This window comes from Bacillus sp. FSL R5-0397 (assembly GCF_038593395.1).
In the GTDB taxonomy this organism is placed as follows: Bacteria; Bacillota; Bacilli; order Bacillales; family Bacillaceae; genus Bacillus; species Bacillus altitudinis.
Map to the genome: position 1 here is coordinate 666,758 of NZ_CP151992.1, position 16,812 is coordinate 683,569.

Annotated in this window: 17 protein-coding genes and 1 riboswitch; of the genes, 16 read left to right on the plus strand and 1 reads right to left on the minus strand. The window is 44.3% G+C overall.

Features of this window, described 5'->3' with window-relative positions; all coding sequences use genetic code 11:
* The first annotated feature begins 26 nt into the window (after positions 1–26).
* The 16 genes from NSQ70_RS03285 to ablB all read left to right on the plus strand — a co-directional run bounded on the left by NSQ70_RS03285 (position 27) and on the right by ablB (position 15,108).
* Complete coding sequence (locus tag NSQ70_RS03285) at positions 27–581, plus strand: DUF5698 domain-containing protein (RefSeq protein WP_008344300.1); 555 nt, start codon at positions 27–29, stop codon at positions 579–581.
* Complete coding sequence (locus NSQ70_RS03290) at positions 578–778, plus strand: NETI motif-containing protein (RefSeq protein ID WP_017359825.1); 201 nt, start codon at positions 578–580, stop codon at positions 776–778. The genes NSQ70_RS03285 and NSQ70_RS03290 overlap by 4 nt, the downstream gene beginning before the upstream one ends.
* 79 nt (positions 779–857) lie before the next feature.
* Positions 858–959, plus strand: a riboswitch (purine riboswitch).
* A gap of 169 nt (positions 960–1,128) precedes the next feature.
* Entirely contained in the window at positions 1,129–1,617 is a 489-nt protein-coding gene (purE, locus tag NSQ70_RS03295; protein ID WP_017359824.1) for a 5-(carboxyamino)imidazole ribonucleotide mutase, read from the plus strand.
* Positions 1,610–2,752: a 5-(carboxyamino)imidazole ribonucleotide synthase gene (purK, locus tag NSQ70_RS03300; RefSeq protein WP_251211087.1), complete on the plus strand. Its 1,143-nt coding sequence runs from the start codon at positions 1,610–1,612 to the stop codon at positions 2,750–2,752. Before purE ends, purK begins: the two co-directional genes overlap by 8 nt.
* Positions 2,749–4,044, plus strand: a complete 1,296-nt coding sequence (purB, locus tag NSQ70_RS03305) for an adenylosuccinate lyase (RefSeq protein WP_024719396.1) — start codon at positions 2,749–2,751, stop codon at positions 4,042–4,044. Before purK ends, purB begins: the two co-directional genes overlap by 4 nt.
* Positions 4,045–4,116: 72 nt before the next feature.
* Positions 4,117–4,839 (plus strand): phosphoribosylaminoimidazolesuccinocarboxamide synthase, encoded by a 723-nt coding sequence (gene purC / locus NSQ70_RS03310; protein WP_007496901.1) that lies wholly within the window; start codon positions 4,117–4,119, stop codon positions 4,837–4,839.
* Entirely contained in the window at positions 4,832–5,086 is a 255-nt protein-coding gene (gene purS, locus NSQ70_RS03315) for a phosphoribosylformylglycinamidine synthase subunit PurS (RefSeq protein WP_008344293.1), read from the plus strand. The genes purC and purS overlap by 8 nt, the downstream gene beginning before the upstream one ends.
* Positions 5,083–5,766, plus strand: coding sequence for a phosphoribosylformylglycinamidine synthase subunit PurQ (purQ, locus tag NSQ70_RS03320; protein ID WP_342502447.1), 684 nt, complete (start codon positions 5,083–5,085; stop codon positions 5,764–5,766). Before purS ends, purQ begins: the two co-directional genes overlap by 4 nt.
* Positions 5,750–7,981: a phosphoribosylformylglycinamidine synthase subunit PurL gene (purL, locus tag NSQ70_RS03325; RefSeq protein ID WP_342502448.1), complete on the plus strand. Its 2,232-nt coding sequence runs from the start codon at positions 5,750–5,752 to the stop codon at positions 7,979–7,981. Before purQ ends, purL begins: the two co-directional genes overlap by 17 nt.
* Positions 7,957–9,387, plus strand: a complete 1,431-nt coding sequence (gene purF / locus NSQ70_RS03330; RefSeq protein WP_017359819.1) for an amidophosphoribosyltransferase — start codon at positions 7,957–7,959, stop codon at positions 9,385–9,387. Before purL ends, purF begins: the two co-directional genes overlap by 25 nt.
* Positions 9,388–9,483: 96 nt before the next feature.
* On the plus strand, positions 9,484–10,524 hold the full coding sequence (purM, locus tag NSQ70_RS03335; RefSeq protein WP_017366751.1) for a phosphoribosylformylglycinamidine cyclo-ligase: 1,041 nt from the start codon (positions 9,484–9,486) through the stop codon (positions 10,522–10,524).
* Positions 10,521–11,090: a phosphoribosylglycinamide formyltransferase gene (purN, locus tag NSQ70_RS03340; RefSeq protein WP_008344288.1), complete on the plus strand. Its 570-nt coding sequence runs from the start codon at positions 10,521–10,523 to the stop codon at positions 11,088–11,090. Before purM ends, purN begins: the two co-directional genes overlap by 4 nt.
* Positions 11,091–11,105: 15 nt before the next feature.
* Positions 11,106–12,644 (plus strand): bifunctional phosphoribosylaminoimidazolecarboxamide formyltransferase/IMP cyclohydrolase, encoded by a 1,539-nt coding sequence (purH, locus tag NSQ70_RS03345; protein ID WP_224559842.1) that lies wholly within the window; start codon positions 11,106–11,108, stop codon positions 12,642–12,644.
* 12 nt (positions 12,645–12,656) lie between these two features.
* Positions 12,657–13,931 carry a phosphoribosylamine--glycine ligase gene (gene purD / locus NSQ70_RS03350; protein ID WP_327862172.1) on the plus strand — a complete coding sequence of 425 codons (1,275 nt, stop codon included), beginning with the start codon at positions 12,657–12,659 and terminating at the stop codon, positions 13,929–13,931.
* Between the two features lie 121 nt (positions 13,932–14,052).
* Entirely contained in the window at positions 14,053–14,247 is a 195-nt protein-coding gene (locus NSQ70_RS03355; RefSeq protein WP_024719400.1) for a hypothetical protein, read from the plus strand.
* 15 nt (positions 14,248–14,262) lie between these two features.
* Positions 14,263–15,108, plus strand: a complete 846-nt coding sequence (gene ablB, locus NSQ70_RS03360) for a putative beta-lysine N-acetyltransferase (protein WP_024719401.1) — start codon at positions 14,263–14,265, stop codon at positions 15,106–15,108.
* Here ablB and NSQ70_RS03365 read toward each other — a convergent pair.
* A complete protein-coding gene (locus NSQ70_RS03365) occupies positions 15,103–16,761 on the minus strand; it encodes a PucR family transcriptional regulator (protein ID WP_144667843.1) in 1,659 nt (552 codons plus the stop codon). The genes ablB and NSQ70_RS03365 overlap by 6 nt on opposite strands.
* Between the last annotated feature and the right edge of the window lie 51 nt (positions 16,762–16,812).

Below are 16,812 nucleotides of genomic sequence, written 5' to 3' on the forward strand. Positions count from 1 at the left end.
GATTTTTAGTGCAGGGGGTTCGAATCGTGCTTCAACAACTTTTATCCAATGCGTTCACCATGGTTTTGATTATTTTAGTGATTAACATTGTCTATGTCTCTTTTTCCACTATGCGTTTAATTTTAACAATGAAAGGCAGAAGGTATGCAGCCGCTTTTGCTGGTACTGTCGAGATGCTGATTTATGTCATTGGTTTGAGTATCGTATTAGATAACTTAGATCAAGTACAAAATGTCATTGCGTATGCGCTAGGTTATGGAATTGGAATCATTGTCGGGATGAAAATTGAAGAGAAGCTGGCACTTGGCTACATTACTGTGAACGTGATTACAAAAGAAATCGATCTAGATCTCCCAAAACAATTGAGAGAAAAAGGATATGGCGTCACCAACTGGGTAGTAGGAGGTCTTGAAGGAGACCGGTCAGCGATGCAAATTTTAACACCGAGAAAATATGAACTGCAATTATATGAAACGATTAAAACGCTTGATTCAAAGGCGTTTATCATTTCGTATGAGCCCAAAACGATTCATGGCGGCTTCTGGGTGAAGGCTGTGAAGAAAAGGAGAATTAAAGAATGACCGCAAAACCAAAGAAAAAGAAATTCTACGTGGAAGACAACATGACGATTGAACAAGTGTTGTCCCAGATGGCAGAGGAAGGCTACTCACCTGTCCGACGAATGGAGGAGCCCATCTTTCAGGAAAAGAAGGAAAATGGGTCGATTCAGATCATTCCGATTGGGAAGAAAATCGTATTTGAGGGAAAAATACTCTAAATCCGAACATTAAAACGACGACTTCATAGATTGTTCGATAAATCCGTTGACATCATGAACATCCGTTGTTAAGATAAACATGAAATCAAAACACGAGCCTCATATAATCTTGGGAATATGGCCCATAAGTTTCTACCCAGTTACCGTAAATGACTGGACTATGCAGGATAGTGAACAAAACTGACATGGCGTTTTAAAAGCGAACAGCGCTTACCATGGCCCGGTTTGTGTTGCTTCCTAACAATGCAATACAAACCGGGCTTTTTTGTTCGGCGTTTGACAAGCTGCTTAGGTTTGGGAAGCGTGTCAAACGATACAAAATCGAATAATAGCTTAAAGGTGGGGACAAAATGAAGCCGCTTGTAGGTGTCATCATGGGAAGTACATCTGATTGGGAAACAATGAAACATGCGTGCGATATCTTAGAGGAATTAAACATTCCGTATGAAAAACAGGTTGTATCCGCACATCGGACACCTGATTTGATGTTTGAATATGCGACTGAAGCAAGAGGTAAAGGACTCAAGGTCATTATTGCCGGTGCTGGAGGCGCAGCACATTTACCGGGGATGGTCGCAGCAAAAACGACACTGCCGGTCATTGGTGTGCCCGTACAATCAAAAGCATTAAACGGGCTGGATTCCTTATTATCCATCGTTCAAATGCCAGGCGGTGTACCTGTTGCTACAGTGGCAATTGGCAAAGCCGGTGCAACAAATGCAGGCCTTTTAGCTGCACAAATGATTTCAGCATTCGATGAAGCCGTTGCAGCACGCCTTGAAGAAAGAAGAGAGCAAACAAAACAAACTGTATTAGAAAGCAGTGATCAGCTTGGCTAAGCAGACCATTTTTCCAAACAAAACCATTGGTATCATCGGCGGCGGACAGCTTGGCAGATACATGGCCGTCAGTGCAAAGCAAATGGGCTACCGGGCAGCAGTCCTTGACCCTGTCACACTTTCTCCTTGTGGACAGGTTGCTGATACAGAAATTACAGCCGCATACAGTGACCTTGAGGCGATCAGGCAGCTGGCGGACATCAGCGATGTGGTCACATATGAATTTGAAAATATTGATTATGATGCACTCAATCAGCTGAAGGAAGAGGCGTATTTACCGCAAGGAAGCGAACTCCTTCTTTTAACCCAAAACCGTGAAACGGAGAAAAAAGGGATTGTAGATGCAGGCTGTGAAGTCGCCCCTTATCGCATCGTTCATGATGAGAAGGAGCTGAAAGATGCAGTAAATGCGCTTGGTTTGCCAGCTGTGCTGAAAACATGCAGAGGCGGTTACGACGGTAAAGGACAGTACGTCATCAAAGAGAAGGATCAGCTTCATGAAGCGGCTGCACTTCTCACGCATGGAACGTGCATTTTAGAAAGCTGGGTTCCTTTCCAAATGGAACTGTCCGTGATTGTGACGCGGTCTGTTCATGGGGAAATTGCGACATTCCCAGTCGCTGAGAACATTCATAAGCACAATATTTTATTCCAAAGCATCGTGCCTGCACGGGTAGATGGCAGCATTCAGGAGAAAGCAAAAGAGCTGGCAACAACGCTTGCTGAAAAGCTAGGGCTGGTCGGTACCCTTGCTGTTGAACTGTTCCTGACAAATGAAGGGAAGCTGCTTGTCAATGAACTGGCACCGCGCCCGCATAACTCTGGACATTACACATTGGATTTATGTGAGACGAGTCAGTTTGAACAGCACATTCGCGCCATATGCGGTTTGCCGCTTGGCGGAACAGCTCTTTTATCAGAGGGTATGATGGTGAATTTGCTGGGCGATGAAGTGGACATCCCAAAAGAACATCCTGAGCTTTTAAAGGAAGCGAAGCTTTATCTATATGGCAAACATGAAGTAAAAGCCGGCCGCAAAATGGGGCATATGACATTTATGAAACAGCTTGATGATGAATGGATGGCAAACATCACAAAGATATGGACTGAAAGAGATGGAGGAAACGGGAAATGATCGAACGTTACGCACGACCAGAAATGTCAGCAATCTGGACAGAGGAAAACAAATTTAATGCATGGCTTGAAGTAGAAATTCTCGCTTGTGAAGCTTGGGCAGAACTTGGTGTTATTCCAAAAGAAGACGTTGTGACAATGCGCAAGAATGCAAGCTTTGATATTGGACGTATTTTGGAGATTGAACAAGACACGCGCCACGACGTGGTTGCCTTTACGCGTGCTGTATCTGAATCTCTAGGAGAAGAAAGAAAGTGGGTTCATTACGGGTTAACATCTACAGACGTAGTGGATACGGCGCTTTCATATCTATTAAAACAGGCGAACGATATTTTGCTCAAGGACATTGAGAGATTTGTTGACATACTAAAAGAAAAAGCAAAAGAGCACAAATATACAGTCATGATGGGCCGTACGCACGGTGTACACGCTGAACCGACAACATTTGGCTTGAAGCTTGCTCTTTGGTACGAGGAAATGAAGCGTAACTTAGAACGTTTTAAACAAGCAAAAGACGGCATCGAATACGGCAAAATCTCTGGTGCTGTTGGCACATATGCGAACATCGACCCGTTTGTTGAGCAATATGTATGTGAGAAACTTGGCATCAAAGCTGCACCAATCTCCACCCAAACCTTGCAGCGTGATCGTCATGCCGATTACATGGCTACTCTTGCACTCGTCGCAACAAGCATTGAGAAATTTGCTGTTGAAATCCGTGGTCTTCAAAAGAGTGAAACACGTGAAGTAGAAGAGTTCTTTGCAAAAGGACAAAAAGGATCATCAGCGATGCCTCATAAACGAAACCCGATCGGTTCTGAAAATATGACGGGGATTGCCCGTGTCATCCGTGGTTATATGCTGACTGCTTATGAAAATGTACCGCTATGGCATGAGCGTGATATTTCTCATTCATCTGCTGAACGCATCATTTTACCAGATGCAACGATTGCACTGAACTATATGCTGAACCGTTTCTCTAACATTGTGAAGAACTTGACGGTGTTCCCTGAGAATATGAAACGCAACATGGACCGCACACTTGGCTTGATCTACTCTCAGCGTGTTCTGCTTGCACTTATTGATACAGGTATGGCACGTGAAGAAGCATATGACACGGTTCAGCCAAAGGCGATGGAAGCTTGGGAGAAACAAGTACCATTCCGTTCATTAGTAGAAGCAGAAGAGAAAATCACTTCACGCTTAACACCTGAACAAATCGCTGACTGCTTCGATTACAACTATCACTTGAAAAATGTCGATATGATTTTCGAACGTCTAGGTCTTGCGTAAGAAATGGGCCGCCTGCTAGTCAGGCGCCTAATCCTGAAAATTGCCAACATTCAAATTAGGAGGCCAATCTGAATGACTGTGAAACAAGAACTTCTCTACGAAGGCAAAGCGAAAAGAATCTATCAGACCGATGACGAGCATATTTTATATGTCGAATATAAAGACTCAGCTACAGCATTTAACGGTGAAAAGAAAGCGGAAATTGAAGGAAAAGGCAGACTGAATAACGAAATTTCTAGCTTGATTTTTCAAATGCTACATGAGAAAGGGATCAACAATCACTTTGTGAAACGCCTATCTGAAACAGAACAGCTCATTCAAAAGGTGGACATTGTACCGCTTGAAGTCGTTGTGCGAAACGTGGTGGCAGGCAGTATGTCAAAGCGTCTTGGGATTCCAGAGGGAACGAAACTGGACACACCTTTGATCGAGTTTTACTACAAAGATGATGCACTCGGCGATCCACTCATTACAGAAGATCATATTCGCATTTTACATGCAGCGACACCTGAGCAGGTCGAGGAAATGAAACAAATCACAAGACAAGTGAATGAAGAATTGAAGCAAATCTTCTCAGATTGCCATGTGAATTTAATTGATTTCAAGCTTGAATTCGGAATAGATCACGAGAATCGTATTTTGCTAGCTGATGAGATTTCACCTGATACGTGCAGGCTTTGGGACAAAGACACAAACGAAAAGCTTGATAAAGACGTGTTCAGACGAAACCTGGGCGGCTTAACAAATGCATACGAAGAAATTTTCAAAAGACTTGGAGGCCATAAACATGTATAAAGTGAAAATTTTTGTCAGCTTAAAAGAGAGCGTTCTTGATCCACAAGGAAGTGCCGTGCAGCACGCTTTGCACAGCATGTCTTATCAGGAAGTAAAGGATGTCCGTATCGGGAAATATATGGAGCTAGTCATTGAGAAATCAGAACGTGACTTAGATACAGTGGTCAAAGAAATGTGTGAAAAATTGCTTGCCAATACGGTGATTGAAGATTACCGCTATGAGGTGGAGGAGGTTGTCGCACAGTGAAGTTTGCAGTGATCGTCTTGCCTGGCTCTAACTGTGATATCGATATGTACCATGCGATTCAAGATGAGTTAGGTGAACAAGTTGAATATGTATGGCACGACGAAACGAGTCTTGATGGTTTTGACGGTGTACTCGTACCAGGCGGTTTCTCTTATGGGGATTACTTAAGATGCGGTGCGATTGCTCGTTTTTCTAACATCATGCCGGCTGTGAAAAAAGCAGCTGCGGAAGGAAAACCTGTTCTTGGTGTTTGTAACGGGTTCCAAATTCTTCAGGAGCTTGGCATTTTGCCAGGTGCAATGAGACGGAATAAAGATCTAAAATTTATCTGTCGTCCAGTTGAACTCATTGTAGAGAACAACAAAACGCAATTTACAAGCGGCTATCAAAAAGGTGAATCGATTACGATTCCTGTAGCACACGGTGAAGGTAACTTCTACTGTGACGAAGACACGTTAGCGAAGCTGATTGAACGAGGCCAAATCGCTTTCACTTACGGTGACGATATTAACGGCAGTGTCAATCGAATTGCAGGTGTAACGAATGAACAGGGCAATGTACTCGGCATGATGCCGCACCCTGAGCGCGCGGTTGACTCATTACTAGGCAGCGCAGACGGACTTAAATTGTTTCAATCTATCGTGAAAAATTGGAGGGACACTCATGTCACTACTGCTTGAACCAAGTCACAAGCAAATTAAAGAAGAGAAATTGTATCAGCAAATGGGATTGAGTGATGAAGAATTCGCTTTAATCGAATCCATTATTGGCAGGCTGCCAAACTACACAGAAACGGGTATCTTTTCTGTCATGTGGTCAGAGCATTGCAGTTATAAAAACTCAAAGCCTGTTTTAAGCAAATTCCCGACAAAAGGAGAGCATGTTCTTCAAGGTCCTGGGGAAGGCGCTGGAATCGTTGATATTGGAGACAACCAAGCGGTTGTATTTAAAATCGAATCACATAACCATCCATCTGCAATTGAACCGTATCAAGGAGCGGCAACAGGTGTCGGCGGAATCATCCGTGATGTATTCTCCATGGGGGCTCGTCCAATTGCGGTATTAAACTCTCTTCGTTTTGGTGAACTGACTTCACCGCGCGTGAAGTACTTGTTTGAAGAAGTAGTGGCAGGGATTGCAGGCTATGGAAACTGTATCGGTATTCCAACAGTCGGCGGAGAAGTTCATTTTGATCAAAGTTATGAAGGCAATCCGCTCGTTAACGCGATGTGTGTAGGGTTAATCAACCATGAAGACATCAAGAAAGGGCAGGCAAAAGGTGTTGGCAATACGGTCATGTACGTTGGTGCCAAAACAGGACGTGACGGGATTCACGGTGCAACATTTGCGTCTGAAGAATTTTCTGATGAATCAGAAGAAAAACGTTCAGCGGTTCAAGTCGGCGATCCGTTCATGGAAAAGCTTTTGCTTGAAGCATGCCTTGAAGTCATCAAAAATGATGCGCTTGTGGGCATTCAAGATATGGGAGCGGCTGGCTTAACTAGCTCAAGTGCAGAGATGGCAAGTAAAGCCGGTTCAGGTATCGAAATGAACTTAGACCTGATCCCTCAGCGTGAAACAGGCATGTCAGCGTATGAAATGATGCTGTCTGAATCCCAAGAGAGAATGCTGTTGGTCATTGAAAAAGGCCGTGAGCAAGAAATCATTGATATTTTTGAAAAATACGATCTTGAAGCAGTCTCAGTCGGTCATGTGACAGACGATAAAATGCTTCGTTTACTCCATCAAGGAGAAGTAGTGTGTGAGCTTCCAGTTGACGCACTTGCAGAAGAAGCACCGGTTTATCACAAGCCGTCAAGTGAGCCTGCATACTATCGCGAGTTTTTAGAAACAAAAGTGGAAGCTCCAGCGATCACAGATGCAGCAGATACGTTGAAACAGCTGTTAAAACAGCCAACGATTGCGAGTAAAGAATGGGTTTACGATCAATACGACTATATGGTTCGTACAAACACAGTCGTTTCACCTGGCTCTGATGCGGGCGTGCTCAGAATCCGTGGGACGAAAAAAGCTCTTGCGATGACTACAGATTGTAACGCGCGCTATCTCTACCTTGATCCAGAGGTTGGCGGTAAGATCGCCGTCGCAGAAGCTGCACGTAACATTGTCTGCTCAGGCGCTCGTCCGCTTGCAGTAACAGATAACTTGAACTTCGGTAACCCGGAGAAACCAGAAATCTTCTGGCAGATTGAAAAGTCTGCTGACGGCATTAGCGAAGCTTGCCGTACATTAAGTACACCGGTCATCGGCGGTAACGTCTCTTTATATAACGAGTCAAATGGAACAGCCATTTACCCAACGCCAGTTATTGGCATGGTTGGTTTGATTGAAGATACAGCTCATATTACGACTCAATCGTTCCAACAGGCAGGCGATGTGATTTTCGTCATTGGTGAAACGAAGGAAGAATTTGCAGGCAGTGAGCTTCAAAAAATGACAGAAGGCCGTATCTACGGAAAAGCACCAGAAATTGATTTGGATGTAGAACTGGCGCGTCAAGAAGCCCTTTTAGCAGCGATTCAAAACGGACTTGTTCAGTCAGCACATGATGTGTCTGAAGGCGGTCTTGGTGTAGCACTAGCTGAAAGTACATTTGGAACAGATGGTCTTGGCGCTAATATCCAGCTCGATCTAAACAGCGCAGCATCACTATTCAGTGAATCACAGTCACGTTTTGTCGTCACAGTGAAACCAGAAAACCGCGAAGCATTTGCTGCGGCTGTGCAAGATGCAAAAGAAGTCGGAACGGTCACAAATGATGGTGTATTCACTGTCAAAAATCAAGAAGGACAACAATGGATTCATGCGGCAGTCAACGAGCTTGAACGCGCATGGAAAGGAGCGATCCCATGCTTGCTGAAATCAGAGGCTTAAACGAAGAATGTGGCGTCTTTGGGGTTTGGGGACACGAAGAAGCCCCGCAAATCACATATTACGGATTGCATAGCCTTCAGCACCGAGGACAAGAAGGTGCGGGAATTATTGCAACAGACGGTGAAAACCTGACGTCACACAAAGGCCTTGGATTGATTACGGAAGTGTTCCAAAATGGTGAGCTTAAGGATTTAAAGGGAAAAGGTGCGATCGGACACGTTCGGTATGCGACAGCAGGCGGAGGCGGCTTTGAGAATGTGCAGCCCCTCTTCTTCCGCTCGCAAAACAATGGCAGTCTTGCCCTTGCTCATAATGGAAACTTGGTCAATGCAACGCAATTAAAACAGCAGCTAGAGAACCAAGGAAGTATTTTTCAAACGTCTTCTGATACCGAAGTGCTCGCTCACTTAATTAAGCGCAGCGGATATATGGATTTGAAGGATCAAATCAAAAATGCTCTGTCTATGTTAAAAGGGGCTTATGCTTTCTTAATCATGACGGAAACAGAAATGATCGTAGCGCTTGATCCGAACGGATTACGCCCACTTTCACTTGGTATGCTTGGGGATGCTTATGTTGTCGCTTCTGAAACATGTGCCTTTGATGTCGTTGGTGCTACCTATTTACGAGATGTAGAGCCTGGCGAAATGCTGATCATTAATGATGAAGGCTTAAAATCTGAGCGCTTTTCGATGAACATTAACCGTAGCATGTGCAGCATGGAATACATTTATTTCTCAAGACCGGACAGCAATATCAATGGCATTAACGTGCATAGTGCGAGAAAGAATCTTGGCAAGAAACTTGCAGAAGAAGCACATGTCGAAGCAGATGTTGTGACAGGTGTGCCAGACTCCAGTATTTCTGCAGCGATTGGCTATGCCGAAGCAACAGGTATTCCATATGAGCTAGGTTTAATTAAAAACCGTTATGTTGGCCGGACATTTATTCAGCCGTCTCAAGCATTGCGTGAGCAGGGCGTGCGAATGAAGCTGTCTGCTGTGCGCGGGGTGGTCGAAGGCAAACGTGTCGTCATGGTGGATGATTCCATCGTACGCGGAACCACAAGCCGCCGGATTGTGACGATGCTAAGAGAAGCGGGAGCGACGGAAGTGCATGTACGCATTAGTTCACCGCCAATCGCTCATCCGTGTTTTTATGGAATTGATACGTCTACACACGAAGAGCTGATTGCATCATCTCATTCAGTGGAAGAAATTAGACAGGAAATCGGTGCAGACACCATTGCATTTTTATCTGTAGACGGTTTAATGGACGGGATTGGCAGAAAGTATGATGATCCGCAGCGCGGTCAGTGTTTAGCATGCTTTACTGGAAAATACCCGACCGAAATTTATGAAGATACTGTCCTTCCTCATGTGAAGGAAACAGTCCTGACGAAATAATCGAATAATGGAGCAGCAGTCAACGTGATTTGATATGCTGCTCTTTCATTCTGCCGAAAATACATGAAAGACAAGCAGATAAAAGGAGTGAATGGGATGTCAGAAGCATATAAAAACGCCGGTGTCGACATCGAAGCAGGATACGAAGCCGTTAAACGAATGAAAACACACGTAGAACGTACAAAAAGAGCAGGTGTCATGGGGGCTCTAGGCGGATTTGGCGGTATGTTTGATTTATCTGAACTGCCATACAAAAAGCCCGTTCTTGTCTCAGGAACAGATGGTGTTGGTACGAAATTAAAGCTGGCATTTTTAATGGATCAACACGATACGATCGGTGTAGATGCTGTTGCTATGTGTGTGAACGATGTACTTGCACAAGGGGCAGAGCCGCTCTTTTTCTTAGATTACTTAGCAGTTGGAAAAGCAGATCCTTTGAAAATTGAATCCATCGTCAAAGGTGTAGCTGACGGATGCGAGCAGTCTGGTTCAGCGCTTGTCGGCGGAGAGACAGCAGAAATGCCGGGTCTTTACACAGAAGAAGAATATGATATTGCTGGATTTTCTGTAGGTGTCGTTGAAAAGGATGAAATCGTCACAGGAGAGAACATCAAGGAAGGTCATTTGCTGATTGGACTCAGCTCTAGCGGAATTCATAGCAATGGCTATTCTCTTGTACGAAAAGTATTGCTGGAAGACGCAGGACTAGACCTTCACCAAACATATGAACCTTTTACAAGACCGCTTGGAGAAGAGCTGCTCGAACCGACGAAGATTTATGTCAAGCCTGTTCTTAAACAAGTGAAAGCTGGCAAGGTTGACGGTATGGCACATGTGACAGGCGGTGGCTTTATTGAGAATTTACCACGTATGCTACCTGAAGGACTTGGTGTTGAGATTGATAATGGCTCATGGCCGGTCCCGCCTATTTTCTCCTTTATTCAAGAAAAAGGGCAATTGAAAGCAGAAGAGATGTTCAATGTATTTAATATGGGTATCGGCTTTGTCCTAGCCGTCAAAGAGGATGATCTCGTCGATGTGATCAGCGGACTTGAACAAGACGGAGAGAAAGCCTTTCTTATCGGACGAGTTCAAAAAGGAGAAGGCGTCACTTTCGGTGGTGGAAGCCTCTCATGAAAAAGTTTGCGATCTTCGCCTCTGGAAGCGGGACAAATTTTCAAGCCATTATTGATACGTTAAAAGAAGAACAGTGGCCGGCAAAAGCTGCCATTGTGATCTGTGATAAACCGGGTGCGAAGGTGCTGGAGCGGGCAGAGAAAGAGGGCATTCCGTCCTTTTCTTTTACGCCGAAGGCTTTCCCGAGTAAAGCCGCTTTTGAGCAAACCATCATTGAACAGCTGAAGCTGCATGAAGTGGAATGGATTTTCCTCGCTGGGTATATGCGACTGATCGGTCCGACATTGCTTGATGCATTTAGAGGGAAAATCGTGAATATCCACCCTTCTTTACTGCCAGCATTTCCTGGACTCGATGCGATTGGACAAGCCTATCAAGCAGGAGTCAAAGTGGCTGGCATCACGGTTCATTATGTCGACGAAGGCATGGATACCGGCCCGATTATTGATCAAGCAGCCATTCATATTGAACAAGGGGAAGACCTTGAATCCATTGAAAAAAGAATGCATGAATTAGAACATACACTATATCCAAAAGTGATCAAATCACTTTTAGAATTATCTTAATGAGGTGACAAAGGCATGACGATCAAACGCGCATTAATCAGTGTTTCCGATAAAACAAATCTTGTACCTTTTGTGAAAGAACTAACAGAACTTGGCGTTGAAGTGATTTCAACTGGTGGTACACACAAACTTCTTCAAGAGAACGGCATTGATGTCATTGGTATTTCTGAAGTGACTGGCTTCCCAGAAATCATGGACGGACGTCTCAAAACGCTTCATCCGAACATTCACGGTGGACTGTTAGCAGTGAGAGAAAACGATGAGCATATGGCACAGATCGAAAAGCACGGCATTCAGCCGATTGATCTTGTCGTTGTGAATCTATATCCATTCAAAGAGACCATTTCCAAAGACGATGTCACGTATGAAGAAGCGATTGAAAACATTGATATTGGCGGACCGGGTATGCTTCGTGCTGCTTCTAAAAACCATCAGGACGTCACGGTGATTGTAGACCCGCGTGATTATGATTCTGTCGTTCAACAAATCAAAGAAGGCGGCGTATCACTAGAGAAAAAACGTGAGCTTGCAGCAAAAGTATTCCGTCATACAGCTGCTTACGATGCCCTGATTGCGGATTACTTAACGAACTTTGTTGGCGAAACAGAGCCAGAACAGTTCACAGTCACATTTGAGAAAAAGCAATCTCTTCGTTATGGAGAAAACCCGCACCAAGCGGCGACGTTCTATGAAAATGCGCTTCCAAGCAAAGGCTCTTTAGCTACTGCAACGCAATTACATGGAAAAGAACTTTCCTACAACAACATCAAAGATGCAGATGCAGCACTTCAAATTGTACGTGAATTTACGGAGCCGACGGCTGTGGCTGTAAAGCATATGAACCCATGTGGTGTTGGGACAGGGGAAACGATTGCAGAAGCATTTGATCGTGCATTTAAAGCAGATGAAACATCTATTTTCGGCGGCATTGTGGCGCTTAATCGTGAAGTAGACAAACAAACGGCTGAGGTGCTCCATACGATTTTCTTAGAAATCGTCATCGCACCATCGTTCAGCCAAGAAGCACTTGACGTGTTAACAGCGAAAAAGAACCTTCGTCTACTAACATTAGATGTAGAAGCAGATCTTGGGAAAAAAGAAAAGCAGCTGACAAGTGTTCATGGTGGATTGCTCGTTCAGGATATCGACACATACGGCTTAGAGGAAGCAACGATCTCTATCCCAACGAAAAGAGAGCCGACTGAAGACGAATGGAAAGACTTAAAGCTCGCTTGGAAAGTCGTCAAGCATGTGAAATCAAATGCCATCGTTCTAGCGAAGGATCAAATGACAGCAGGTATTGGTGCTGGTCAAATGAACCGTGTTGGCTCGGCTAACATTGCGATTGAGCAAGCAGGTGAAAAGGCAAAAGGCAGTGCACTAGGTTCTGATGCATTTTTCCCAATGGGCGATACAGTGGAAGCTGCTGCAAAGGCAGGCGTTACAGCGATCATCCAGCCAGGTGGTTCCATTCGTGATGAAGAATCAATCCAAAAAGCAGATGAATACGGCATCGCCATGGTCTTCACTGGCGTTAGACATTTCAAACATTAAGGGGATGACAGTGTGAACGTATTAATTATCGGCAGAGGCGGAAGAGAGCATACCATCGCATGGAAAGTGAATCAAAGCGAACTTGTCAGCCAAGTATTTGTCGCACCCGGCAATGATGGAATGACAGACGCTGCGAAGCTTGTCCCGATCGACGAGGGAGATCATGAGGCGTTAATTCGTTTTGCAAAAGACAATAACATCGGTTTAACAATTGTCGGTCCAGAGGTTCCATTAATTGCAGGTGTCGTCGATGCATTTGAAGAAGCAGGACTCAAGGTATTTGGACCGAATGCAAAAGCCGCAGTCATTGAAGGCTCAAAAGAATTTGCAAAAGACTTAATGAAAAATTATGAGATCCCGACAGCCGCTTACGCCACTTTTACATCGTTTGAAGAAGCGAAGGCATATGTGGAAGAAAAGGGTGCCCCAATTGTCATTAAAGCAGATGGGCTTGCCGCAGGAAAAGGCGTGACAGTGGCAATGACGCTTGAAGAGGCAATTAACTGCCTGCATGACTTTTTAGAGGATGAAAAGTTTGGCGATGCGAGTGCATCGGTTGTCATTGAAGAATTTTTAACGGGTGAAGAGTTTTCTCTGATGGCCTTTGTCAATGGAGAAAAAGTGTATCCGATGGTGATCGCACAGGATCATAAACGGGCATTTGAAGATGACAAAGGACCAAACACCGGTGGGATGGGCGCTTATTCACCGGTTCCACAAATTTCTGATGAAGTCGTACAAAAAGCGGTGGAAGACGTCGTCAAACCAGCAGCTCGCGCGATGGTGCAGGAAGAGCGTTCGTTTACAGGCATTTTATATGCAGGCTTAATGCTGACACCAGAAGGCTCAAAAGTCATTGAGTTCAATGCACGCTTTGGCGACCCTGAAACGCAAGTAGTGCTCCCTCGTCTTAAATCAGATCTAGTCCAAGTATTCCTAGACATTCTAGATGGAAAAGATGTGGACTTGCAGTGGAAAGACACAGCCGCTGTCAGTGTCGTTCTTGCATCAGAAGGATACCCGGAAGACTATGCAAAAGGCACGCCAATCGGTGCTTTGCAAACAACGGTCTCTGATGTCGTCACCTTCCACGCAGGAACAAAAAAGGAAAACGATCAATTCGTCACAAATGGCGGCCGTGTAGCAAATGTGACCGCATTTGACGACACATTTGAAGCGGCAAGATCAAGAGTGTATGAAGCGGTTGAAGAAATCATTCAGCCAGGTTTATTTTATCGCCGTGACATTGGCGCCCGTGCGCTGAAGGCTGCGGGGAAAAACGTTTAATCAAAACACCTTTCTATCTGACGAGATGGAAAGGTGTTTTTTTCTTCTTCTGTTCATAGGAGGGATGCGGGCAGATGATGAAGAAGTAGTATGGGATCACGAATAGATTTAGGGAGGCAACATGGAAATCAAAGCATTTATCATCTTTGCAAACGTCATGCTTGTTTTATATCTCATAACTATAAATAACATCATGGTGACTGCCATTAAGCAGAATAAATTGAAAAAAGGCTTTGCCATTAGTTATATGATCCTATCCATTTTTTCTGGCATTAGTATTTCTTCATTTTTAATTTGGAAGTTTTTCATTAGCTAAGAGGGGAATGAGTGTATGGTGCAATTGAAGAAACTTGCAAACGAGCGTTTTTCTGCTTTGATCTGTGTGGATTCATTTAATGAGCGAATACGTTTGGATGACTATAGCGGCAAAGTGGAGGATGTGATTCAGTCCGTGCTTCAGGAAGCGTCGGACTGCAAGGCGTCTAAGGTCATTGTAAAAGTAAGGCGTGAGCATATGCCTCTTTTTTTAGCAAAAGGCTTTCGGCTTGAAGGCGTGTTTTCTCATTATTTCCTCGGAAGTGATGCGTACGGCATGTCGCTTTTTCTTACCGAAGATCGAATGAACAGCCCATTTTGGCTGAAGGAAGATGAAATCGTTGCTTCTATTCAAGAAAAGCCGATTAAAAAAGACCAAGGCGTGTGGCAAGATGAGTATGTGATGAGGAAAGCCGGTCCAGAGGATGTGCACAAGCTGGCAGCGCTCTATGATACGGTCTTTGAAACGTATCCCACGCCAATGAACGAGCCAGATTACATCCAAAAGGTAATGGAGGAAGGTACGGTTTTTTATGCCGTTGAACATGACGGTCAACTTGTAAGTGCCGCATCCGCTGAAATCAATGTGCCGTATGGTCATGCAGAATTAACAGATTGTGCAACCCTTCCCACATACAGAAAACTAGGATTCATGCATCATTTGATTCTAGCCCTCGAACAAGAGCTTCAATCCATGCACATTTATGTCTTTTATTCTCTCGCCCGTGCACTGTCCTATGGAATGAATCAAGTATTTTATCAGCTCGGGTATACATACACCGGACGCTTTCAAAACAACTGCTATATTTTTGACAAAATTGAAGATATGAATCTATGGGTCAAAACGCCAAATGAATCATGAAATGGTTCTCATCTGATCAAGCAGACCAGATAGGCGGTACGCCATGATACTCAGCTGCAGCTTCATCCGATCATCAGTGGATTTGAGGCTGCAGCCTGTTCTCGTTTCAATTTGTTTCAACCGGTAGCTTAACGTATGCCGGTGAATAAACAATTCTCCTGCTGACTTTTGAATATTTTCATTGTGTGCCAAATACACTTCGAGTGTATGAATGAGGTCAGCCCCTTGTTTTTTTGTATAAAGCAGCGGGCTTAACAGCTCCACGTAAAAGTCATGCAAATTCATTCCGGCTTCGTTCATTTCAAGCAGCATCCCATATAGACCGAGCTTCTGATAATGAATGATGCTGTCATCTGTTTTCAAAAGAGGAAGAAGCCTTGCTGCATACTGGGCTTCTTTTGCACTTTTAGCAAAGAGACTGATCTGGTCGTAGGCTCTTCCAATGCCAATCACAATGGGATGGACGGGGAAAAAATAAGACCAAGTACTGCGGCATTCTTCTGATGCACGATACCAATTTGTTTCTTGATATGTGTTTTTTCCTGCGGGTGTCAGAACGAAAATGGAATCAAGCCTTGCTTTTAATAAAAAAGGAATTTGTCTGCGTTCAAAAATGGATGTGAGCAATTGGGATAGGCGCTGCACCATTTGATGGTCGAGCTGTGTGTGCTGATGCTGAAATTGAAAGTAGATGACGACTTGTTCTTCGCTCATATCATATTGCAGCTTTCTTGCTTGTTCGATGACATAACTTTCTTCTGTGTATTGCTGTTGCAGCATATCATCCAATAAATGCCCCTGCATTTGGTTTTCTGTATCTTGAATGGCTTTTTGTTTCAACCATTCAATCGCATACACCGCACCGGCATGCTCAATGGCGATGGCATCGAGATGGTGCCACGTCTCTTTTTTCTTTAACGCCACAATGAACCCGAAAATATCCCCCATTGCAATCACAGGGCATGCAGCTAGAACAAACGCACCATATGTGTCATAGACGAGCCGGCCTTTTTCCTCTGCCTGCTTGAGCAGAGAAGAGGTTTCAATCGGTTCGTCATCTGTTAGAAAGCCAAAAGCAGGAGAATAGGTCACTTCGTCTGTTTCGAGATGAGCTGCTGTTTGGTGCAAAAACACATCCAGTACGACGATATTTGCTGCTGTGAGATGTGCCAGTTCATCTGTAATTTGCGTGACATTTTTATTGCTCACATTTAAATGGGTCAGTCTTTGATGAATCGCAGAAGAATATTTGAGCTGATGGAGCTGACTGCTGACGATTTGTTCTAGAACGGCTTTTGTGATGTCTGAAAAATTGACATGGGGCGGAATCTCGATGAGCGGAATACCGCTATTATCGGCGGCTTCAATGAGTGATGCGGGAATTTCCGTTAAGTACACGCCTTTATAAATGGCAATGGCTGAAAGACGATGAGATTGAATCAATTGTTCAAGCCGGATGCGTCTTTCTTTATTTTCTGTCAGTCCAAACCCAGTTGTAACAAGTAATTCTCCTTCGGAAAGTCTAGACGTGTCTTCAATAATTTCCACAATGGTCACCCACTGGATAAGACGATCCAGTCCATTTTCTCCAGCAAGCAGTTTGGTTTCTTTCATCATATCGAGCGAGAGTGCATCTTTGACGAGAATCGCCATAGACTCATGACCTCCTTTTGAACACTCTTATACACCATGTATAAAAAACAC